Source organism: Streptomyces sp. NPDC046931, assembly GCF_040644655.1.
In the GTDB taxonomy this organism is placed as follows: domain Bacteria; phylum Actinomycetota; class Actinomycetes; order Streptomycetales; family Streptomycetaceae; genus Streptomyces.
In genome coordinates this window covers 68,498-87,739 of record NZ_JBEYWX010000012.1, presented here as the reverse complement: position 1 = coordinate 87,739, position 19,242 = coordinate 68,498, and the positions used below count along the sequence as shown (strand labels likewise).

The window sequence follows — 19,242 nt, the reverse complement described above, 5'->3', positions numbered from 1 at the left end:
TCCTTGAAAGTCGTCACAACAGCCGGGCGAAATGCCCGACGTCGAGTCAACTGCGAGGCACCCGTCCGGGTTGCGCCCCCGATGGGGTGATCTCCGGAATTGCCGGACTTCACGGTTTCACCCCGGCACGCCGCCTCTGCGCCCGCCGCTCCCGGAACCTCACGCGCCGCAGGACCTCAGATACGCCCGGGTGCGCCGTGCGATCGGCAGCGGTTTGTCCGGTTCGCACGGGTACATGTCCTGCTCCACGATCGCGAACAGGTCGACACCGAGCCGCTGCGCGGCCGCCAGCACGGGCTCCAACGCCGGGACACCGGACGGCGGTTCGCACATGACCCCGCGCGCCACGGCAGGGCCGAACGGGATCTCCTCCGCCCGCACCTCGGCGAGGACCGCGGGGTCGACCTGCTTGAGGTGGAGGTACCCGATCCGCTCCCCGTACGTCTCGATCAGCTTGACGCTGTCGCCGCCGCAGTACGCGTAGTGCCCGGTGTCCAGGCACAGCGACACCGCCGAGGAGTCCGTCGCGTCGAGGAAGCGCGTGACGTTCTCCTCGCTGTCGATGTGCGTGTCGGCGTGCGGATGGACGACGATCTCCAGGCCGTACCGCTCGCGCACCTCCCGTCCCAGCCGCTCGGTCTGCGTGGTGAGATGGCACCACTGCCCGGCGGTCAGGGTTTCCGGCTCCAGCACCCGGCCCGTCTTGTCGTCCCGCCAGAACGCCGGGATGACCACGAGATGCGAGCCGCCCATGGCCTGGGTCAGCGCCGCGATGTCCGAGACATGCGCCCAGGTGGCGTCCCACACCTCCGGGCCGCGGTGCAGCCCGGTGAAGACCGTGCCGGCGGAGACCTTCAGACCCCTCCGCCCGGTCTCCTCGGCGAGAACCGCGGGATCGGTGGGCAGATAGCCGTACGGGCCCAGCTCGATCCACTGGTAGCCGGACCCGGCGACCTCGTCGAGGAAGCGCTGCCAGGGCACCTGTCGGGGGTCGTCCGGGAACCAGACGCCCCAGGAGTCGGGGGCCGATCCGATCCGGATACGGGAGTGTGATTGTGCGGGCGACAACGGCGTCATGGCCGCCAGCTTCAGGCCACCCCGAAGCCATGTCAAGCTGTCGTCCGAATGTCTGGACAAAACATTGACAGGGCTCACTCCGCACGGCTAGACCTGGGGGCAGCCGATGGGAAGGGAACTCGATGGAGGAGTCCGAGGAGTGGGGCCCGCACGATGCCGGCGCCCCGTACGACCTGATCACCATGGGCCGGATCGGCGTGGATCTGTATCCGCTGCAGACGGGCGTGCCCCTGCCCCAGGTGACGGCCTTCGGGAAGTTCCTGGGCGGGTCGGCGGCGAACGTCGCGGTCGCCGCCGCCCGTCTCGGACGCCGTACGGCGGTGATCACACGCACGGGTGACGACCCCTTCGGCACCTACCTCCACGAGGCGCTGCGCGGCTTCGGTGTGGACGACCGCTGGGTGACCCCGGTCGCGGGGCTGCCGACTCCGGTCACGTTCTGCGAGGTCTTCCCGCCGGACGACTTCCCGCTGTACTTCTACCGTCGGCCCAAGGCGCCGGACCTGGAGATCGACGCCCATGAGCTGGACCTGGAAGCGATCCGCGCCGCGCGCGTCTTCTGGATGACGGGCACCGGTCTGAGCGAGGAACCGAGCCGCACCGCGACGCTCGCCGCCCTCGCCCACCGGGCCACCTCCGGGACGACGGTCTTCGACCTCGACTGGCGCCCCATGTTCTGGCAGGACGCCGGCACCGCACGCCCGTTCTACGCCGAGGCCCTGCGCCACACCACGGTCGCCGTCGGCAATATCGACGAGGTGGAGATCGCCACCGGGGAGCGCGATCCGCACACCGCCGCCCGCGCCCTGCTGGACGCCGGTGTGGAACTCGCGGTGGTCAAGCAGGGCCCCAAGGGCGTGCTGGCGGTCGGCGCCACGGGCGAGTCGGCGCAGGTCCCCCCGCTCCCGGTCAAGGTCCTCAACGGCCTCGGCGCGGGTGATGCCTTCGGGGGGTCGCTCTGCCACGGGCTGCTCGCCGGGTGGGACCTGGAGCGGATCATGCGGTACGCCAACGCCGCTGGGGCGATCGTGGCCTCCCGTCTGGAGTGCTCGTCGGCGATGCCCACGGCCGCCGAGGTCGCGGACGCGGTCAGGGCGGGAGCGGTGCGATGAGGGCGGGACACGTCGGCGGCACCCGGCACGAGGGCGAGGCCGGCACGCCCCACCGGGACGAGGGCACCGTGCACGCGCGCGTGCACGAAGAGAGCGGCACCGCGCATCTACACTCCCCCTTCCCCCGTGTGGACGTCGCCGAGCTCGTCCGGATCCGGACCCGGCATCCCGAGGCCGTCGCCGAGGCCGCCGGCCGGCGGGCCCGACGGCCCCTCCTCGGGGACACCGGCCGATTGATGATCGTCGCCGCCGACCACCCCGCCCGCGGTGCGCTCGGGGTCGGGGACCGCAAGATGGCCATGGCGAGCCGCGCCGATCTGCTGGAGCGGCTGTGCCTCGCGCTGTCCCGGCCGGGCGTCGACGGCGTGCTGGCCACCGCCGACATCCTCGACGACCTGCTGCTGCTCGGCGCCCTCGAACACAAGGTCGTCATGGGGTCGATGAACCGCGGGGGACTCCAGGGGGCGTCCTTCGAGCTGGACGACCGATTCACCGGTCACCGCCCGCAGGACATCGAGCGGCTCGGCTTCGACGCGGGCAAGCTGCTGCTGCGCATCGACTACGACGACCCGGGGTCGCTCAACACCCTCGAGTCCACGGCCCGGGTGATCGACGAGATGGCCGAGCGCCGGCTCCCGGTGTTCGTCGAGCCGTTCATCAGCCGCCGCACCCCTGAGGGCCGGCTGCGCAACGATCTGCGCGCCGAGGCCGTGACCAGGTCCATCGCCATCGCCAGCGGACTGGGCGGCACTTCGGCGTACACCTGGCTGAAAGTCCCGGTGACCGAGAACCCGGACGACATGGCCCGGGTGATGGAGACCTCCACCCTGCCGGCCGTGCTGCTCGGCGGCGATGTCGGCGGGGACCAGGAGGGCGCGTACGAGAAGTGGCGTGGGGCGCTCCGACTCCCCACCGTCAGGGGCCTGGTGGTCGGCCGTTCGCTGCTGTACCCGGCGGACGGCGACGTCGCCACGGCCGTGGACACCGCCGTAGGACTTCTGTGAGGGCCGCATGAGCAATGAGCTGTACGTCCCCAGGGGCGCGACCGCGAACGCGCAGTACTCCCTCGACATCGACCCGAAGCGGGCCGGCTGGAGCCACAGCAGCCTGCGGATCGTGGAGCTCGCGCCGGGTGGCACGCATATGTTCACCACCGGTGACAGCGAGTGGATCGTGCTTCCCCTCGAGGGCACCTGTACGGTGCACCTGGAGGACAAAGCGTTTCAACTCCTGGGCAGGGACAACGTCTTCGCGGGGGTATCGGACTTCGCCTACGTGCCCCGAGACGCCCGGGTACAGATCGCCTCCGGCGCGGGAGGCCGCTTCGCCCTGGCAGGAGCGAAGTGCGAGCGCCGACTCCCCGCCCGCTACGGCCCCGCGCCGGAGGTTCCCGTCGAAGACCGCGGCAGCGGCACCTGCGCCCGCCAAGTGCGCAACTTCGCCTCCGCGGACGCCTTCGACTGCGACAGGCTCATCGCCGTCGAGGTGATCACTCCCGGCGGCAACTGGTCCTCGTACCCGCCGCACAAGCACGACGAGACGCGGCCGGGCGAGGAGACCGAGCTGGAGGAGATCTACTACTTCGAGATCGAGGGTCGGAACGGTCTCGGGTACCAGCGCGTATTCCCCTCGCGTGAGGGCGGCTCCGACGTCCTCGCCGAGGTCCGCACCGGCGACGTCGTCCTCGTACCGGACGGCTGGCACGGCCCGTCGATCGCCCAGCCCGGACACACCATGTACTACCTGAACGTCATGGCCGGGCCGGGCGAGGAACGCCAGTGGCGGATCTGCTTCCACCCGGATCACGTAGAAAGCACAGGGGGTTACCGATGACCTCAACGACGAGGCTCACGGTCGCTCAGGCGCTCGTGCGCTTCCTGGCCGCCCAGTACACCGAGCGCGACGGCGTGCGCCGCCGGCTGATCGGCGCCACCTGGGGCATCTTCGGCCACGGCAACGTCGCGGGCCTCGGGCAGGCACTGGTCGAGTACGCCGACGTCATGCCCTACCACCAGGGCCGCAACGAGCAGTCGATGGTGCACGCGGCGGTCGGATACGCCCGGCAGTCCAACCGGCTGTCCACGCACGCGGTGACGACGTCCATCGGGCCCGGTGCGACCAACCTGGTCACGGGCGCCGCCCTCGCCACGATCAACCACCTCCCGGTCCTGCTGCTGCCCGGAGACGTCTTCGCCACCCGCCCGGCGGACCCGGTGCTCCAGCAGCTCGAGGTGCCCTATGCCGGGGACGTGTCCGTCAACGACTGTCTGCGGCCGGTGTCGAGGTACTTCGACCGGATCACCCGCCCGGAGGCGCTGATCCCGGCCGCCCTCCAGGCGATGCGCGTGCTCACCGACCCGGTCGACACTGGCGCGGTCACCCTCGCGCTGCCGCAGGACCTGCAGGCCGAAGGCTTCGACTGGCCGCAGGAGTTCTTCGCCGATCGGACCTGGACGGTGCGCCGCCCGGGCGCCGACCCGGTCGAACTGGCCGAGGCCGTCCAGGCGGTCCGTGGCGCCCGGCGCCCGCTGGTGGTGGCCGGCGGCGGCGTCCACCACAGCCGCGCGGAGGAGGCACTCGCGGAGTTCGCCGAGGCCACCGGTATCCCGGTCGCCTCCACCCAGGCCGGCAAGGGCTCGCTGCGCTGGGACCACCCGCAGGACGTGGGCGGTATCGGACACACCGGCACGGCCACCGCCGACGAGCTGGCCCGCACCGCCGATCTGGTGATCGGCGTCGGCACCCGCTACACGGACTTCACCACCGCCTCCGGCACCCTCTTCACCGGCGAGGGCGTCCGCTTCGTCAATCTCAACATCGCCCCGTTCGACGGCCACAAGCTCTCCGGGCTGCCGCTGATCGCCGACGCGCGCAGCGGCCTGGAGGAGCTGGCCGAGGCGCTGACCCTGCACGGCTACCGCGTCGATCCCCCGTACCTCACCGAGTACGCGGAGGACAAGCAGCGCTGGGAGCACCGCGTGGACGCCTGTTTCGAGGCCGCCGAGCCGGACGTACGGCCGACGCAGCCGCAGGTCCTCGGGGCGCTGGACGCCGTGGTGGACGAGTCCGACATCCTCGTCAACGCGGCCGGCTCGCTCCCGGGCGATCTGCACAAGCTGTGGCGGACCCGTTCGGTCGATCAGTACCACCTCGAGTACGGCTACTCGTGCATGGGCTACGAGATCCCGGCCGCGATCGGCGTCAAGATGGCGGCACCCGACCGGCCGGTGTGGGCGCTGGTCGGCGACGGCACCTATCTGATGATGCCGACGGAGATCGTCACGGCCGTACAGGAGGGGATCGCGATCAAGGTCCTGCTTGTGCAGAACCACGGCTACGCGTCCATCGGCGGCCTGTCGGAGTCCGTGGGCGGCGAGCGGTTCGGCACCGCCTACCGCTTCCGCTCCGGGGACGGCAGGTACACGGGGGCGCCGCTGCCCGTTGACCTGGCCGCCAACGCGGCCAGCCTGGGCATGCGGGTGCTGCGCGCGAAGACCGTGGGCGACCTGCGCACCGCCCTCGCCGAGGCACGCGCCGCGGACACTCCCACATGTGTCTACGTGGAGACCGAAACCGCAGACACTGTGTCGGGCGCACCCCCGGCGCAGGCCTGGTGGGATGTACCTGTGGCCGAGACCGCGACACGGCCGTCGGCGGTCGAGGCGCGCAAGGAGTACGACCGGCACGTCTCGACCCGACGCCGCCATCTGTGAAGGAGTTCTTGGGCATGACGAAGATCGTCAACCACTGGATCGGCGGCAAGACCGCCGAAGGCGCGTCGGGCACGTACGGTCCGGTGACGGACCCGGCGACCGGTGCGGTCACCACCAAGGTCGCCTTCGCGACCGCGGACGAGGTGGACGCGGCCGTCGCCGCGGCCAGGGAGGCGTTCGTGACGTGGGGGCAGTCCTCCCTCGCGCAGCGCACGTCCATCCTCTTCAGATTCCGGGCTCTGCTGGACGCGCACCGCGACGAGATCGCCGAGCTGATCACCGCCGAGCACGGCAAGGTCCACAGCGACGCGCTCGGCGAGGTGGCGCGCGGCCTGGAGATCGTCGACCTGGCGTGCGGCATCAACGTGCAGCTGAAGGGCGAGCTGTCCACGCAGGTCGCGAGCCGTGTGGACGTGGCCGGGATCCGGCAGCCGCTCGGCGTCGTCGCCGGCATCACGCCGTTCAACTTCCCGGCGATGGTGCCGATGTGGATGTTCCCGATCGCCATCGCATGCGGGAACACCTTCATCCTGAAGCCGTCCGAGAAGGACCCGTCCGCCTCGATCCGGCTCGCCGAGCTGCTGGCGGAGGCGGGCCTTCCGGACGGTGTCTTCAACGTCGTCCACGGCGACAAGGTGGCCGTGGACCGTCTTCTCGAGCACCCGGACGTCAAGGCCGTGTCCTTCGTCGGCTCGACCCCTATCGCCCGCTACATCCACACCACCGCCTCCGCGAACGGCAAGCGTGTCCAGGCCCTGGGCGGCGCCAAGAACCACATGCTGGTCCTGCCGGACGCCGACCTGGACGCGGCGGCGGACGCGGCGGTCTCGGCGGCGTACGGCTCTGCGGGCGAGCGCTGCATGGCGATCTCCGCCGTCGTGGCCGTCGGATCCATCGGCGACGAACTGGTGGAGAAGATCCGCGAGCGCGCCGAGAAGATCAAGATCGGTCCGGGCAACGACCCGGCCTCCGAGATGGGCCCGCTGATCACCAGGGCACACCGCGACAAGGTGGCCTCGTACGTGACGGGCGCGGCGGCGGAGGGTGCCGAGGTCGTCCTGGACGGCACCGGTTACACCGTGGACGGCTGCGAGGACGGCCACTGGATCGGCATCTCGCTCCTGGACAAGGTGCCGACCACGGCGAAGGCGTACCGGGACGAGATCTTCGGTCCGGTGCTGTGCGTGCTGCGCGCGGAGACGTACGAGGAGGGCGTCGCCCTGATCAACGCCTCCCCGTTCGGCAACGGCACCGCGATCTTCACCCGGGACGGCGGCGCGGCCCGTCGCTTCCAGCTGGAGATCGAGGCCGGCATGGTGGGTGTCAACGTGCCGATCCCGGTCCCGGTGGGCTACCACTCCTTCGGCGGCTGGAAGGACTCGCTCTTCGGCGACCACCACATCTACGGCAACGACGGCACGCACTTCTACACCCGCGGCAAGGTGATCACCACCCGCTGGCCCGACCCCTCGGAGGCCCCGGCAGGCGTGGACCTCGGCTTCCCGCGCAACCACTGATCGTCACGCAGAACCGCCCGTCAGACCCTTGTCAGGCCGTCCGGATACCGGACGGCCTGACATTTTTTTGACGCCGCTCCTGCGGTTCCCGTGCGGGCGGTACGAAACGGATTACGCAGGCTCAGCGCGCATTTCACCTTCGAAAACAAGGTCCACTCACTTGAGAGCTTGGCTAATGAGACGGGCGGGCGTCACGTCCTGGGAAAGCAACGTGACGTAGACCGCTTTACAGCTGCGGATTCCGAAGGTAAACGGGCATTGACGCGCCGGATTTCGTCGGGGTTCCATGCAGCGCACCGGGAGAGGACGAGCAGTAGTACGACCCAGCCTCCGGAGGCGATAGCGCTCCCGCCCCCACCACCGCCGCACGAGTCGATCGGAAACGCCGCATGACCGACACGCTCCGCCCTGTCGAGAACTCCGTCGCCCAGACACCGGAGAACAGTCCCCAGACACTCAAGCGTTCCATCGGGATCGTCGGCGGCACCCTGCTCACCCTGTCGTGCGTGACGCCCGCCTCCACGCTCTTCGTGGTCGTCCCCGACCTGTTCGGCTCGCTCGGCACCGCCACCGCCCTCACGATCGCCATCGGCTCCCTCCTCTGTATCGCCGTGGCGTTCTGCTACTCGGAGCTGGGCACCCTGATCCCCAGCGCCGGCGGTGAGTACGCCATGGTGTCGACGCTGGCCGGGCGGCTCGCCGGCTGGCTGGTCTTCGTGCTGTCCCTGCTGGTCGTGATGATCGTCCCGCCGGTGATCGCCATGGGCACGGCGGACTACCTCGCACCGGTCGTGCACCTCGACCCGGCGATGACGGGCGCCTCCGTCATGTTGCTCGCCACCCTCGCCGGACTGCTGGACCTGCGCGCCAACGCCTGGATCACCGGCATCTTCCTGGTCCTGGAAGTGGTGGCCGCGGGTGTCGTGGCGGTCCTGGGCTTCACCCACAGCGAGCGCGGCCTCGGCAGCCTGGTCTCGATGAAGGTGGCGGGCTCCGGCGGCCACACGGACACCGTGACGGCCATGCTGGTGGTCTCCGGGCTCGCCATCGCCCTCTTCGTCACCCAGGGCTTCTCGACCGCCGTCTACCTCTCCGAGGAGCTGGAGAACCCGCGCCGCAACGTCGCCCGCACGGTCCTCGCCACCCTCGCCATCTCCACGGTCGTCATCCTGGTCCCGGTCGTGGCGATCACCATGGGCGCCTCCGACCTGAAGGCGCTGACGGGCGGCGACATCAGCAGCATGGTCACCGCCTGGTCCAACTCGGCCGTCGGCACCTTCGTGAGCCTGTGCGTGGCGCTCGCCATCATCAACGCGGGCATCGTCATGGTCATCCAGAACTCCCGCGTGCTGTTCGCCTCCGCCCGCGACAAGGCCTGGCCCGAGCCGGTCAACAACGCGCTCTCCAGGCTCGGCCGGTTCGGCTCCCCCTGGGTCGCCACCCTCGTCGTCGGCGTCCCCGGCGCGCTCCTGTGCTTCGTCAACCTGGACACCCTCTACGGCGTCACGGGCGTCTCGGTGACCGGCATGTACCTGCTGGTCGCGGTCGCCGCCCTGCTCTCCCGGCGCGGCACGCACGGGCACACACCCGCCTGGCGCATGCCCCTGTGGCCCGCGATGCCGGTCCTGCTGATCGCGGTCCTCGCGTACATCCTCAGCCGGCAGGAGGTCGGCTACCTGCTGTGGACGGGCGGCATCACCGCGGCGGCCACCCTGTACTGGGCGCTCTACCTCCGCCCCCGCCGCGACACCCGCTGGCTGGTGTCGATCCCGGAGGACGCGCGGGCCTGACGCCCTGGGCCGGTCTACCTCTGCCGACGCCCCGGGCGATGGGACGACATCCACGCCACCGCGTGATCGACGGCGTCCCTGACACCGAAAACCCGGGCGTCGGCCCTCCCGGCCCGTCCCGTGCCGATCGGGGCCCCGCTCTCCTCGAACGACGCCCCGAGCACCGCGAAGTCGCTGTCGTCCAGTGCCACGTCCGTATAGCTCCACCAGGTCCGCTCCCCCCGGACCCTGATGACGCAGTGGTACTCCTGCATCGGCTTCTCCGGCATGCGGTACTCCGCCAGGTGGAACGCGGTGCAGGAGGCGAATCCCACTCCGAGGAGAAGCACTTGGGCCCCCTCCTCGTACAGCCTGGCCAGCGGGGAGCACTCCCCGAGGTGGCAGCGGGGGGAATGGCCGGAGATGATCCTGTGGGACAGGGGGCCGATGGCCGCGAAGGACGTCTGCGGGTGCTCACTGCGCAGCGCCTCGGGATGGGTCCGCACCTCTTCGGCCAGCCGCCCCGTCGACACCGCGGGGGTGCGCCAACGGTCGTACGGGGGCATTCTGCGGCGGAGCTCCGCGATCTGCGGCTCGGTCAGCCCTTGGACGCGCCGGCGGTAGACGAGGGACGTGTCGGAGTTCTCCGGGGTGAAGGTGGGCACCACCAGGGTGCCCTCGGGGCCGAGGGCGGCACGCAGCGCCCGTACCACCGCCCTGCTCTTGCCCCGCACCGGGCCGAGGCTGCGCAGGGAGGCGTGGGTCAGCAGCACCCCGCCGGGGCGGACGCCGAGCGCTCGGAACTCCTCCGCCAGGTGCTCCTCGTCGATGACCGGCTGATAGGGGCGTTCGCCGAGAGTGTGCATGGATGACCTTTCCGGGTCAGCGCTCCCGGGCGCGTCGGGCGTCCGGGAGCCGGTCGTTGAAAGAGGTGATCAAGGCCATCAGGTCACCGCAGTAGACCGAGGGATTGCCGAATCCGCTGCCGGAGCGGTACCGGTGGGCGTAGAGGCCGCCGCCGCACACATGCACCACGGGGCAGGACCGGCATGTGGCGCAGAGCCCGGCGAGACCGCGCCGGCGCTCGCGCAGACCGGGGTGGCCCGCGACCTCGTCGAGGCTGTGGGAGAAGACGTCCATGCCGGTCGCGGGCGCCCCGTCGTAGGCCGTCTTGAGCGAGTCCGCCTGCTCGAAGGTGCCGTCGGTCTCGACCACCACGAGGTCGGCCGGAGCCGTGCCCAGGGACTCGACGAAACTCGGGCCGCCCGCGAGCAGACTGAGGATCGAGTCGAACAGCCGCACGGGTACGGGCCGGCCGGTCTCGAACCACCGGTCGGCGATGGTGGTCAGCCAGTCGGCGTAGGGGGTCGGTGTGCCGTCGGCTCGGGCGGGCGGGTGGTCCCATGTGGCGTGGGGCAACAGGAAGTCGATCCTCGGAGGGTGCAGTTCCAGCAGGGCCGAGTACACCCGCAGGGGATCGTTCCCCCGGTCGACGGTGCACAGCAGGCCGGCGAACAGATGCCGGTAGCGCGGCCTGCGCAGCAGCCCCACACCCCGCAGCACGCGGTCATGGCTGCCGCGGCCGTCCGCGAAACGGCGATGGCGGTCGTGCGCCGTACGGTCGCCGTCCAGCGATACCCCGACCTTGATGTCGTACTCGCGGAAGAGCTCGCAGAAGCGTTCGTCCAGACGCACGGCGTTCGTCTGGATCCGCAGGTCCAGCCGGCAGTGGTGATCCAGGGCCGTATGGAGTTCCTCGGCGATCCGGCGCAGCCGGGCGTGCCCGGCCAGGAGCGGTTCGCCGCCGTGCAGGACCACGTTCACGGTGTCCAGCCCATGGGCCGCGGCATGCTCGGCGATCCGCCCGGCGGTCCGTGAGATCACCTCGTAGGACATCACCGGAGGCCGCCCGCGCCAGCTGTGGTCGGCGTGCCGGTAGACATAGCAGTGGTCGCACGCCAGATCGCAGCGGCTGTGCACCTTGACGACGAACTGCCGCACGCACGGTGTGGTGGCGAGCGCGCCGCTCTCCTCAGATGCAGGAGTCGAACGTGACGAGCCGATATCGGTCATGGTCACGTCCCTCCGGGCCGCGTACCGGATTCCTCATGTCCTTCGGCTCCGGATGGCCGGGCCCGGTCGCGGAAGGAGTGTGCTCACGGCTCGTCGGTGGCGAGAGCGCTGCGCATTTCGACTTCGGCTCCCCGGAGGCAGTGAAGGATTCGCTCATGGGTATCTCCTACTGCATCGATCACGCGTATGCGGATGTAAAGGTTGTCCAGCAAGGAGATTGCGGGTACCGAGAGACGTGCGGTGTACAGACCATGGCCGCTTCCCGAGACGACGAGCGGGGATCCGGGCCCGATCGGGTTCAGGTCGAAGTCCTTGCCGATCTGAAGGCCCAGGGATTCCAGCCCGGAAACGGTGGCCTCGTAGCCCTGCCACGGGACGTCCGCGGCCGGGATGTGTTCGCCTTTCGGCTGAACGCAGTAGTCGGCGCTCTCCAGGATGGCGCTGTGCATTCCTCCGTTCCTGATCTCGATCACCCAGACATGCTTGCTGTGCATGGCATGCGAGCCGGCACTCACACGGCCGCTCCAGCCGATGATCGGCCTGACCGTCCTCGCGTACTGGGCGCGCGCGAACACAAAACCGAGGGATACGGCCAGGAGGTTGGACAGCGCCTCCGGCGCAAGCAGTTCGAATCGCCACGGCCACTGTCCTTCGAGAGCCGGGGAGACGTTCTCCTTCGCCATGTCCCAGAACATCATGAGACTGAGCAGCGCGAGCAGGACCACGGGTGCGGTGAAAAGCAGCGGACTTCGACGTACACGGTGCTGGCGGTCGTCCAGATGCCCCGACCCCGGCAGAACGGTGCCACCTGTCATTCGGTTGTTTCCCGCTTTCGTTCAGCAGGCACTCGGGTGCCGCACAGCATGACAGAGGCGGAATTCCCCTCCCAGGTACGTTTCCGGACATCCTGCGGCCGGTGTCCGAGCGGCCGGTGAGAGGAGGAAAGCCCTGGGAGGCGGCGAAAGGCCTCTGGGAAACGACGGTGCCGAGCCGTCCAGGTGACACCCCCGAACGCCCGTACCGCGGCTGCGGTATGCGGCACCCGGTCCGTACGCCTGGGGGAGGGCCCGCAGTTCCGTCCGGCGGCTGCCGCGGTTGTCGGTGGCGGCCTCTACCGTTGACGCATGGATCTTCGACTGCCCGCGCTCCGGGGGCTGCGCCGAGGGGCCGTGGCCGCCGTGGCCGCGGTCGTCCTGGTGCTGGCCTGCGTCGGTACGTGGTCGGCCGTCGCCTCGGACGACGCGCCTGCCGTGCACCGCGCCGACAGAGTCATGGACATGGGCGGCGGCGTGCGGATCGACACGTCCTACTTCACCGCGGGGCCGGCCGGCCGGCGCCCGGCCGTCCTGCTCGCCCACGGATTCGGCGGGAGCAAGGACGACGTCAGGGGCCAGGCGGAGAAGCTCGCACGGGACGGGTATGCCGTGCTGACCTGGTCGGCGCGCGGCTTCGGAAGGTCCACGGGAAAGATCGGGCTGAACGATCCCGGGGGCGAGGTCGCCGACGTCTCCAAGCTGCTCGACTGGCTGGCGAAGCGGCCCGAGGTCGAACTCGACGGGCCCGGCGACCCGCGCGTGGGCATGGCGGGCGCGTCCTACGGCGGGGCGATCTCGCTGCTGGCCGCCGGCCACGACCACAGGGTGGACGCGATCGCCCCGGCGATCACGTACTGGAACCTGGCGGACGCCCTGTTCCCGAACGGCGTGTTCAAGAAGCTGTGGGCCGGCGTCTTCCTGAACTCCGGCGGCGGCTGCGGCAAGTTCACCGACGAGCTGTGCCGGATGTACGAGCGGGTCGCGGAGTCCGGAACGCCCGACGCACAGGCGCGCGCCCTCCTGCAGGCCCACTCCCCGTCCGCCGTCGGCAAGGACATCAGGGTGCCCACCCTGCTGGTGCAGGGCCGGTCCGACTCGCTGTTCCCGCTCGGCCAGGCGGACGCGGCGGCCAGGGCCATCCGGGCGAACGGCGCGCCGGTGGACGTCGACTGGATCGCGGGCGGCCACGACGGCGGCGACCTGGAGACGGGCCGCGTCCAGGCGCGCGTCACGGCGTGGTTCGACCGCTATCTGAAGGGGGAGAAGGGCGTCGATACCGGCCCCGCCTTCCGCATCACCCGGACCGGGGGCATCGATTCCACGGACGGCGCGGCCCTGTTGCGCGGTGCGAGCGCGGACACCTACCCGGGTCTGGGCAGCGGACGGCGGACGGTCCCGCTCGCCGGTCGCGAACAGAGTTTCGCGAACCCGCCGGGCGCGAGCCCGCCCGCGGTCTCCGCGCTCCCCGGCCTCGGCGGCTCCGGCGGCCTGTCCCAGCTGTCGTCGCTGGGCATCGGGGTGTCGCTCGACTTCCCCGGGCAGTACGCGCAGTTCGACTCGGCTCCGGTCCGCGGCGACCTGTGGATCACCGGGTCGCCGACGGTGACCCTCCATGTGACGTCGACGAGCGACGACGCGGTGCTCTTCGGGAAGGTGTACGACGTCGGACCGGGCGGCGGCCGGCCGGTGCTGCCCTCCCAGCTGGTCGCCCCCGTCCGGGTGGCGGGCGCCAAGGACGGCAAGGACCTCACGCTGACCCTGCCCGCCATCGACCACGAGGTGCAGAAGGGCCACCGGCTGCGGCTGGTCCTGGCCTCCACGGACCTCGGCTATGCGTCACCGGCCGCGCCGGCCACGTACCGGGTCGCCCTGAGGAGCGGCCTGACGGTGCCCACGGCACCGGGCGTGACGACCGCGGCGGCCCCGTTGCCCTCCTGGGTCTGGTGGCTGCCCCCGGCCGGAGCGGCGGTCGCTGCGGCCCTGCTCCTGACGGGCCGCCGCGCCACGACGACACCGGCTCCCGATCCCGCGCTGGCCGAGGTTCCGCTCCAGATCACGGACCTCGGCAAGCGGTACGGGAAGTCGGCGGACCGGTACGCGGTGCGGGGCCTCTCCTTCCGTGTGGAGCGGGGCCAGGTACTGGGCCTGCTCGGACCGAACGGCGCGGGCAAGACGACGACGCTGCGCATGCTGATGGGCCTCATCAAGCCGGACGGCGGTGAGATCCGGGTCTTCGGCCACGCGATCCGCCCGGGCGCACCGGTGCTGTCACGGGTCGGCGCCTTCGTGGAGGGCGCCGGCTTCCTGCCGCATCTGTCCGGCCGGGAGAACCTGGAGCTGTACTGGGGGGCGACGGGCCGCCCGCCCGAGGACGCGCACCTGGACGAGGCGCTGGAGATCGCCGGGCTCGGTGACGCGCTGTCCCGCGCGGTCCGCACGTACTCCCAGGGCATGCGCCAGCGGCTCGCCCTCGCGCAGGCCATGCTCGGCCTGCCGGACCTGCTGATCCTCGACGAACCGACCAACGGTCTGGACCCGCCGCAGATCCGGCAGATGCGCGAGGTCGTGATCCGGTACGCGGCGGGCGGCCGGACGGTCATCGTCTCAAGCCATCTGCTGGCGGAGGTCGAGCAGTCCTGCACACACCTGGTGGTCATGGACCGCGGCCGACTGGTGCAGGCGGGGCCGGTGGAGGAGATCGTGGGCTCCGGCGACACCCTGCTCGTGGGCCTTGCGGCCGAGATCGCGGACCCGCTGGTGGAGAAGGTGGCCGCACTGCCGGGCGTCTCGTCGGCGGTACGGACGGAGGGCGGACTGCTGGTACGCCTCACACCGGCGGCGGAACCGCTCGCCCTCAACGCGCCCCCGGCGGAACCACCCGAGCCGCTCGCCTCCGCCTCCGGTTCCGCGGCCGCGGCCGCGGCGCGGCTGCTCGTCGAGCTGGTCCGGCTCGACGTGCCGGTGGCCTCGCTCGGGCCCCACCGTCGTCTCGAGGACGCCTTCCTCACCCTGATCGGAGGTTCCGCATGAGTACGCTCGCCGAGCGGGCGGAGACGGCCGACGGGTACCGGGCGCGGCGGACGCTTCCGTTGCGCGTCGAGCTCGTCCGGCAGGTGAAGCGGCGCCGTACGCTCGTCATGGCCGCGATCCTGGCCGTGCTGCCGTTCGTGCTGGTCCTGGCCTTCGCCATCGGCGGCGACCCGGGCTCCCGCAACGGGCAGGTCACGCTCATGGACACGGCGACGGCGTCGGGCGCCAACTTCGCCGCGGTGAACCTCTTCGTCTCCGCCGGATTCCTGCTCGTGATCCCGGTCGCCCTGTTCTGCGGGGACACGGTCGCCTCCGAGGCGAGCTGGTCCTCGCTGCGCTATCTGCTCGCGGCACCCGTCCCGCGCGCCCGTCTGCTGTGGTCCAAGCTCGCGGTCGGGCTCGGTCTGAGTCTCGCGGCCATGGTGCTGCTGCCGGTCGTCGCGCTCGCGGTGGGCACGGCGGCCTACGGCTGGGGGCCGCTGGAGATACCGACGGGCGGCGCCCTCTCCGCGGGCACGGCGGCCCAGCGGCTCGTGGTCGTGGTGGCGTACGTCTTCGTGTCCCAACTGGTCACCGCCGGGCTCGCGTTCTGGCTGTCCACCCGGACGGACGCACCGCTGGGCGCGGTGGGCGGCGCGGTCGGCCTCACGATCGTCGGGAACGTGCTGGACGCGGTCACCGCGCTCGGCCACTGGCGGGACTTCCTGCCCGCGCACTGGCAGTTCGCCTGGGCGGACGCCGTCCAGCCGCGCCCCGAGTGGTCCGGCATGATCCAGGGCGCGGCGGTTTCCATAACGTACGCGCTGGTGCTGTTCGCCCTGGCCTTCCGCGGTTTCGCGCGCAAGGACGTCGTCTCCTAGGTCAACGGAGCGTCTCCCACCGCTCTCGGCGGCCGCCCGCCGTGGCCGGTTCGAGATCCATCCGCAACGCCCCGTACCGCACATCGGCGCCCCTTCCGCCGTCAGAGTCGCAGACGTCGCCGCAGAGGAAGACCGCAGCCGGTGACATGGACGGACGGAGGGGCGCCGATGGGTGAGTACCGGACACGACGACCTGGCGGCACGCTGCTCGCGCTCACACTCGCGGGCCCGCTCTACGCGGCCGGCACCCGGCCCGGCGCCACCGGGCATCTCGCCACGGCGAGCGTCCGCTGGCTGGACCCGGCCACCCGGGCCCCGCACGAGGAGTCGGGCCAGGTGGTGACCGGTTCCCTGGACGACGACCTGGGGCATGCGCCGTACGGGCTGCACGTCGCCGCGACCGCGGCCTACTTCGCGCAGAGCCTGCGCCGGGCCGACACCGGCCGGGGCCCCCTCCCCGGCGCACCCCGGCCTCCCCGTACTCGCCGACCGTGCCGACACCCTCGCCTCGCGCACCCGGGACGCCGAGGTACGCGAGCTGGCGGCGGCGATCCGGCAGGCATCCGGCCTTCACGGCCTCGGTCAGCCCTGACGACGGCGTTCACCCGGGAGATCGACGCATCGTCCGGCGGCTGAGCGGCCGGGCCGCCCGGACGACCGCCGCGCGAGCGGCGTCCGCGCGTTCGGATCCGCATTACCGCTATGAGCGCAATTACCGTTCCCCGAACGGCCGACCGGGTGAATCCACGAAACCAATACGGATACGCCTGGTTGGTGGCAGAGCAGAACGCGTGTCTCTGCCAGGAAAGGAACGCGAGAAAAATGCTCAAGCAGGCAATGGCCATGGCGGCGGTCGTGGCTTCCGTCGTCGGTGCCACGGCGGCGGCCGCTCCCCAGGCGCTTGCTCTCGGTGACGACGGGCGCACCACGTCCACCGGCTCACCCACCGTCCCGGACCCGATCGGCGACCAGGTGACCGGGAGCGGTACGAGTCCGCAGTCCTCCCTGGTGCAGACCTCCCTGAACAAGCTCGGCACCGGTCTGCCGGCGCAGACCGACACCGGTTCGGTCGTCGCTGCCGTACCGGAGGCGACCCAGGCCGCACCGCTCCTGGCGGGCGGCCGCGCGGGCACCAGCTGAGCGTTCCGCGTCAATACCCGGTACTCGCCCGGCGTGTGAATTCGGCGATGGCATTCGGGTGAATTGACCGGCGCCCTCCGACGGGGAGTTGCTTCGGTCGTCTATTCCTCGTTTCACAGACTGCAGTCGTGCGGCGAGCCGTTCAAAGTGCGCTCGCTCGGCTTCGGCCGTCACAGGGGCACGACCGCGAGGAAGGGAAAGTACGTGAAGCACAAGAAGAGTGCCGCCGTCGTCGCCGGTGCCATCATGACGCTCGGCATGGCCGCCCCGGCCATGGCCGACTCCGGTGCCGAGGCCACCGCGACCGCCTCCCCGGGCATCGGCTCGGGGAATGTCGTCCAGGTTCCCGTGCACGTCCCGGTCAACGCCTGCGGCCTCACCGTCAGCGTGATCGGGCTGCTCAACCCGGCCGGCGCCAACACCTGCGCGAACTGACGCCATGGCCGCCGACGGCTGAGGTCGTCACACGTCAGCTGCCCGGCTGTGTTCCGGCCGGCCTTGGAGTCCTCTTTCCGGTTCCAGGGCCGGCCTTCCCACTTCACCCACTTCTATCAGCAGGAAGACAACGAGATTGCGACAGACCCTGAGCAGGGGAATGGTCGCGGCAGCCGCCGCGACGGGCATTCTGTCCCTGTGCGGCAACCCGGTGTACGCGGACTCCCACGCCGACGGCACTGCGAACGGCTCGCCCGGCGTCGCCTCCGGCAACAACGTCCAGGCCCCCGTGCACGTCCCGGTGAACATCTGCGGTAACACGGTCAATGTGATCGCCGCGTTGAACCCCGCTTTCGGCAATGCCTGTGCCCACGCCTCCGGCGGGCAGACCTCGTCCACGGGCGCGCACGCCACGGGCACGGCGGCCGACTCGCCCGGCGTCGCCTCCGGCAACAACGTCCAGGCTCCCGTGCACGTCCCGGTCAACGCCTGCGGCAACGGCATCAACGTGGCCGCCCTGTTGAACACGGCGTCCGGCAACTCCTGTGGCAACACCTCCGGCGGACAGGCCTCGTCCACGGGCGCGCACGCCACGGGCACTGCGACCGGCTCGCCCGGCGTCGCCTCCGGCAACAACGTCCAGGCTCCCGTGCACGTCCCGGTCAACGCCTGCGGCAACGGCATCAACGTGGTCGGCCTGCTGAACGAGGCGTCCGGCAACTCCTGTGGCCCGGCCACCGGTACGCAGACCGTTCCGCAGAACCCGCAAACGCCGCCGCAGACGCCGCCGCAGAACCCGCAAACGCCGCCGCAGACGCCGCCGCAGAACCCGCAAACGCCGCCGCAGACGCCGCCGCAGAACCCACAGACGCCGCCGCAGACGCCGCCGCAGAACCCACAGACGCCGCCGCAGACGCCGCCGCAGCAGCCTGGGCGGCACGTGCCGCACGCGCCCGTCCACGCCTCGCACCCCACGCCCGCCCTGGCCGAGACCGGCAGTGAAGGCGTGATCGCGGCCTCGGCCGTCAGCGTCGCGATGCTGGCCGGCGGGCTCGTCCTGTACCGGCGGGGCCGCGTCGCGTCCCGCTTCTAGTCCCAGTACGACGGGTGCCGGGCGTCCGCGTCCGGCACCCGTCCGGTCCCCTCGATCCACGGCCCAGGGGCGGCACCCGCACACAGCGGGTGCCGCCCCTGGGCCGTCGCCGTCCTCGGCAACAAGCGCCCCACCCGGCCAATGCGTCATCCGTGTCACAAAGAACCCCGGCACGTCACAGGTGTTCCGCGGGGACGGTAATCCGGTCACACCCCGTCCACAGGCCCTGCCCGCCCCGGCTCACTGTCGTTGACGCAGTCACAGGTTCGTGATCGCCAGCGCAGCGCCCGGCTCCCCTGTCGGCCTCCCCCGGTCGCCACCGCGGCGCGCGCGGGGAGGTGCTACTGATGACCGACCGCCACCTCTGGTCGTACAAGGAGATCGCCGCGCACATCCGGGTGCAGCCGGACACCGTGAGGTCGTACCGAAAACACGGGCTGCTCCCCCCGCCCGACCATGTGGAGGGCGGGAAACCCTTCTGGTACGCCGACACGGTCCGGGCCTGGGTCGCCTCCCGGCCCGGCAACCGCGGCCGCGCGGAGCCCTGACCCCTCCTTCCGGCGAGTGGCCCGCCCCCGTCCGGGCCGGGCCACTCCCGTGTCATGGCC

16 protein-coding genes and 1 pseudogene are annotated in these 19,242 nt (G+C 71.1%); 13 read left to right on the top strand and 4 right to left on the bottom strand.

Features of this window, described 5'->3' with window-relative positions; all coding sequences use genetic code 11:
- Positions 1 to 159 precede the first annotated feature (159 nt).
- Positions 160 to 1,077 carry a sugar phosphate isomerase/epimerase gene (locus ABZ876_RS21685; RefSeq protein ID WP_361783453.1) on the bottom strand — a complete coding sequence of 306 codons (918 nt, stop codon included), beginning with the start codon at positions 1,075 to 1,077 and terminating at the stop codon, positions 160 to 162.
- A 122-nt stretch (positions 1,078 to 1,199) separates the two neighbouring features.
- Here ABZ876_RS21685 and iolC point away from each other — a divergent pair, with 122 nt between their 5' ends.
- The 6 genes from iolC (at position 1,200) to ABZ876_RS21655 (ending at position 9,209) form a co-directional block, all read left to right on the top strand.
- Positions 1,200 to 2,189 carry a 5-dehydro-2-deoxygluconokinase gene (gene iolC, locus ABZ876_RS21680; RefSeq protein WP_361783450.1) on the top strand — a complete coding sequence of 330 codons (990 nt, stop codon included), beginning with the start codon at positions 1,200 to 1,202 and terminating at the stop codon, positions 2,187 to 2,189.
- The gene (locus ABZ876_RS21675) at positions 2,186 to 3,193 is read left to right on the top strand and encodes a deoxyribose-phosphate aldolase (protein ID WP_361783447.1); all 1,008 of its coding nucleotides are present in this window, start codon (positions 2,186 to 2,188) and stop codon (positions 3,191 to 3,193) included. The genes iolC and ABZ876_RS21675 overlap by 4 nt, the downstream gene beginning before the upstream one ends.
- A 7-nt stretch (positions 3,194 to 3,200) precedes the next feature.
- Positions 3,201 to 4,022: a 5-deoxy-glucuronate isomerase gene (gene iolB / locus ABZ876_RS21670; RefSeq protein WP_361783444.1), complete on the top strand. Its 822-nt coding sequence runs from the start codon at positions 3,201 to 3,203 to the stop codon at positions 4,020 to 4,022.
- Entirely contained in the window at positions 4,019 to 5,902 is a 1,884-nt protein-coding gene (gene iolD / locus ABZ876_RS21665; protein WP_361783441.1) for a 3D-(3,5/4)-trihydroxycyclohexane-1,2-dione acylhydrolase (decyclizing), read from the top strand. Before iolB ends, iolD begins: the two co-directional genes overlap by 4 nt.
- Positions 5,903 to 5,916: 14 nt before the next feature.
- Complete coding sequence (mmsA, locus tag ABZ876_RS21660) at positions 5,917 to 7,419, top strand: CoA-acylating methylmalonate-semialdehyde dehydrogenase (protein WP_361783438.1); 1,503 nt, start codon at positions 5,917 to 5,919, stop codon at positions 7,417 to 7,419.
- Positions 7,420 to 7,808: 389 nt separating this feature from the next.
- Positions 7,809 to 9,209, top strand: a complete 1,401-nt coding sequence (locus ABZ876_RS21655; RefSeq protein WP_361783435.1) for an APC family permease — start codon at positions 7,809 to 7,811, stop codon at positions 9,207 to 9,209.
- 14 nt (positions 9,210 to 9,223) lie between these two features.
- Here ABZ876_RS21655 and ABZ876_RS21650 read toward each other — a convergent pair whose 3' ends face one another.
- The 3 genes and pseudogenes from ABZ876_RS21650 to ABZ876_RS21640 all read right to left on the bottom strand — a co-directional run bounded on the left by ABZ876_RS21650 (position 9,224) and on the right by ABZ876_RS21640 (position 11,986).
- Positions 9,224 to 10,054 carry an AAC(3) family N-acetyltransferase gene (locus ABZ876_RS21650; RefSeq protein ID WP_361783432.1) on the bottom strand — a complete coding sequence of 277 codons (831 nt, stop codon included), beginning with the start codon at positions 10,052 to 10,054 and terminating at the stop codon, positions 9,224 to 9,226.
- A 64-nt stretch (positions 10,055 to 10,118) separates the two neighbouring features.
- A pseudogene (locus ABZ876_RS21645) lies at positions 10,119 to 11,261 on the bottom strand (FxsB family cyclophane-forming radical SAM/SPASM peptide maturase); the annotation flags it as partial.
- 83 nt (positions 11,262 to 11,344) lie between these two features.
- A complete protein-coding gene (locus ABZ876_RS21640; RefSeq protein ID WP_361783429.1) occupies positions 11,345 to 11,986 on the bottom strand; it encodes a hypothetical protein in 642 nt (213 codons plus the stop codon).
- 399 nt (positions 11,987 to 12,385) lie between these two features.
- On the opposite strand from ABZ876_RS21640, the gene ABZ876_RS21635 reads away from it, so the two are divergent.
- From ABZ876_RS21635 to ABZ876_RS21605, 7 genes are all read left to right on the top strand, one after another.
- Positions 12,386 to 15,106, top strand: coding sequence for an alpha/beta fold hydrolase (locus ABZ876_RS21635; RefSeq protein WP_361783426.1), 2,721 nt, complete (start codon positions 12,386 to 12,388; stop codon positions 15,104 to 15,106).
- Positions 15,103 to 15,966, top strand: coding sequence for an ABC transporter permease (locus tag ABZ876_RS21630; RefSeq protein ID WP_361783423.1), 864 nt, complete (start codon positions 15,103 to 15,105; stop codon positions 15,964 to 15,966). Before ABZ876_RS21635 ends, ABZ876_RS21630 begins: the two co-directional genes overlap by 4 nt.
- Positions 15,967 to 16,134: 168 nt before the next feature.
- Complete coding sequence (locus ABZ876_RS21625; protein WP_361783420.1) at positions 16,135 to 16,602, top strand: hypothetical protein; 468 nt, start codon at positions 16,135 to 16,137, stop codon at positions 16,600 to 16,602.
- 186 nt (positions 16,603 to 16,788) lie between these two features.
- Positions 16,789 to 17,106: a rodlin gene (locus tag ABZ876_RS21620; RefSeq protein ID WP_361783417.1), complete on the top strand. Its 318-nt coding sequence runs from the start codon at positions 16,789 to 16,791 to the stop codon at positions 17,104 to 17,106.
- A 204-nt stretch (positions 17,107 to 17,310) separates the two neighbouring features.
- Complete coding sequence (locus ABZ876_RS21615) at positions 17,311 to 17,541, top strand: chaplin (protein WP_361783414.1); 231 nt, start codon at positions 17,311 to 17,313, stop codon at positions 17,539 to 17,541.
- A 136-nt stretch (positions 17,542 to 17,677) separates the two neighbouring features.
- Positions 17,678 to 18,634, top strand: a complete 957-nt coding sequence (locus ABZ876_RS21610; protein WP_361783411.1) for a chaplin — start codon at positions 17,678 to 17,680, stop codon at positions 18,632 to 18,634.
- Between the two features lie 347 nt (positions 18,635 to 18,981).
- Positions 18,982 to 19,182: a MerR family transcriptional regulator gene (locus tag ABZ876_RS21605; protein WP_361783409.1), complete on the top strand. Its 201-nt coding sequence runs from the start codon at positions 18,982 to 18,984 to the stop codon at positions 19,180 to 19,182.
- Positions 19,183 to 19,242 lie beyond the last annotated feature (60 nt).

Bases quoted from the DNA above. Each gene is read 5' to 3' on its own strand.
- ABZ876_RS21685 (WP_361783453.1), bottom strand. From the start codon at position 1,077: ATGACGCCGTTGTCGCCCGCACAATCACACTCCCGTATCCGGATCGGA.
- iolC (WP_361783450.1), top strand. From the start codon at position 1,200: ATGGAGGAGTCCGAGGAGTGGGGCCCGCACGATGCCGGCGCCCCGTAC.
- ABZ876_RS21675 (WP_361783447.1), top strand. From the start codon at position 2,186: ATGAGGGCGGGACACGTCGGCGGCACCCGGCACGAGGGCGAGGCCGGC.
- iolB (WP_361783444.1), top strand. From the start codon at position 3,201: ATGAGCAATGAGCTGTACGTCCCCAGGGGCGCGACCGCGAACGCGCAG.
- iolD (WP_361783441.1), top strand. From the start codon at position 4,019: ATGACCTCAACGACGAGGCTCACGGTCGCTCAGGCGCTCGTGCGCTTC.
- mmsA (WP_361783438.1), top strand. From the start codon at position 5,917: ATGACGAAGATCGTCAACCACTGGATCGGCGGCAAGACCGCCGAAGGC.
- ABZ876_RS21655 (WP_361783435.1), top strand. From the start codon at position 7,809: ATGACCGACACGCTCCGCCCTGTCGAGAACTCCGTCGCCCAGACACCG.
- ABZ876_RS21650 (WP_361783432.1), bottom strand. From the start codon at position 10,054: ATGCACACTCTCGGCGAACGCCCCTATCAGCCGGTCATCGACGAGGAG.
- ABZ876_RS21635 (WP_361783426.1), top strand. From the start codon at position 12,386: ATGGATCTTCGACTGCCCGCGCTCCGGGGGCTGCGCCGAGGGGCCGTG.
- ABZ876_RS21630 (WP_361783423.1), top strand. From the start codon at position 15,103: ATGAGTACGCTCGCCGAGCGGGCGGAGACGGCCGACGGGTACCGGGCG.
- ABZ876_RS21625 (WP_361783420.1), top strand. From the start codon at position 16,135: ATGGGTGAGTACCGGACACGACGACCTGGCGGCACGCTGCTCGCGCTC.
- ABZ876_RS21620 (WP_361783417.1), top strand. From the start codon at position 16,789: ATGCTCAAGCAGGCAATGGCCATGGCGGCGGTCGTGGCTTCCGTCGTC.
- ABZ876_RS21605 (WP_361783409.1), top strand. From the start codon at position 18,982: ATGACCGACCGCCACCTCTGGTCGTACAAGGAGATCGCCGCGCACATC.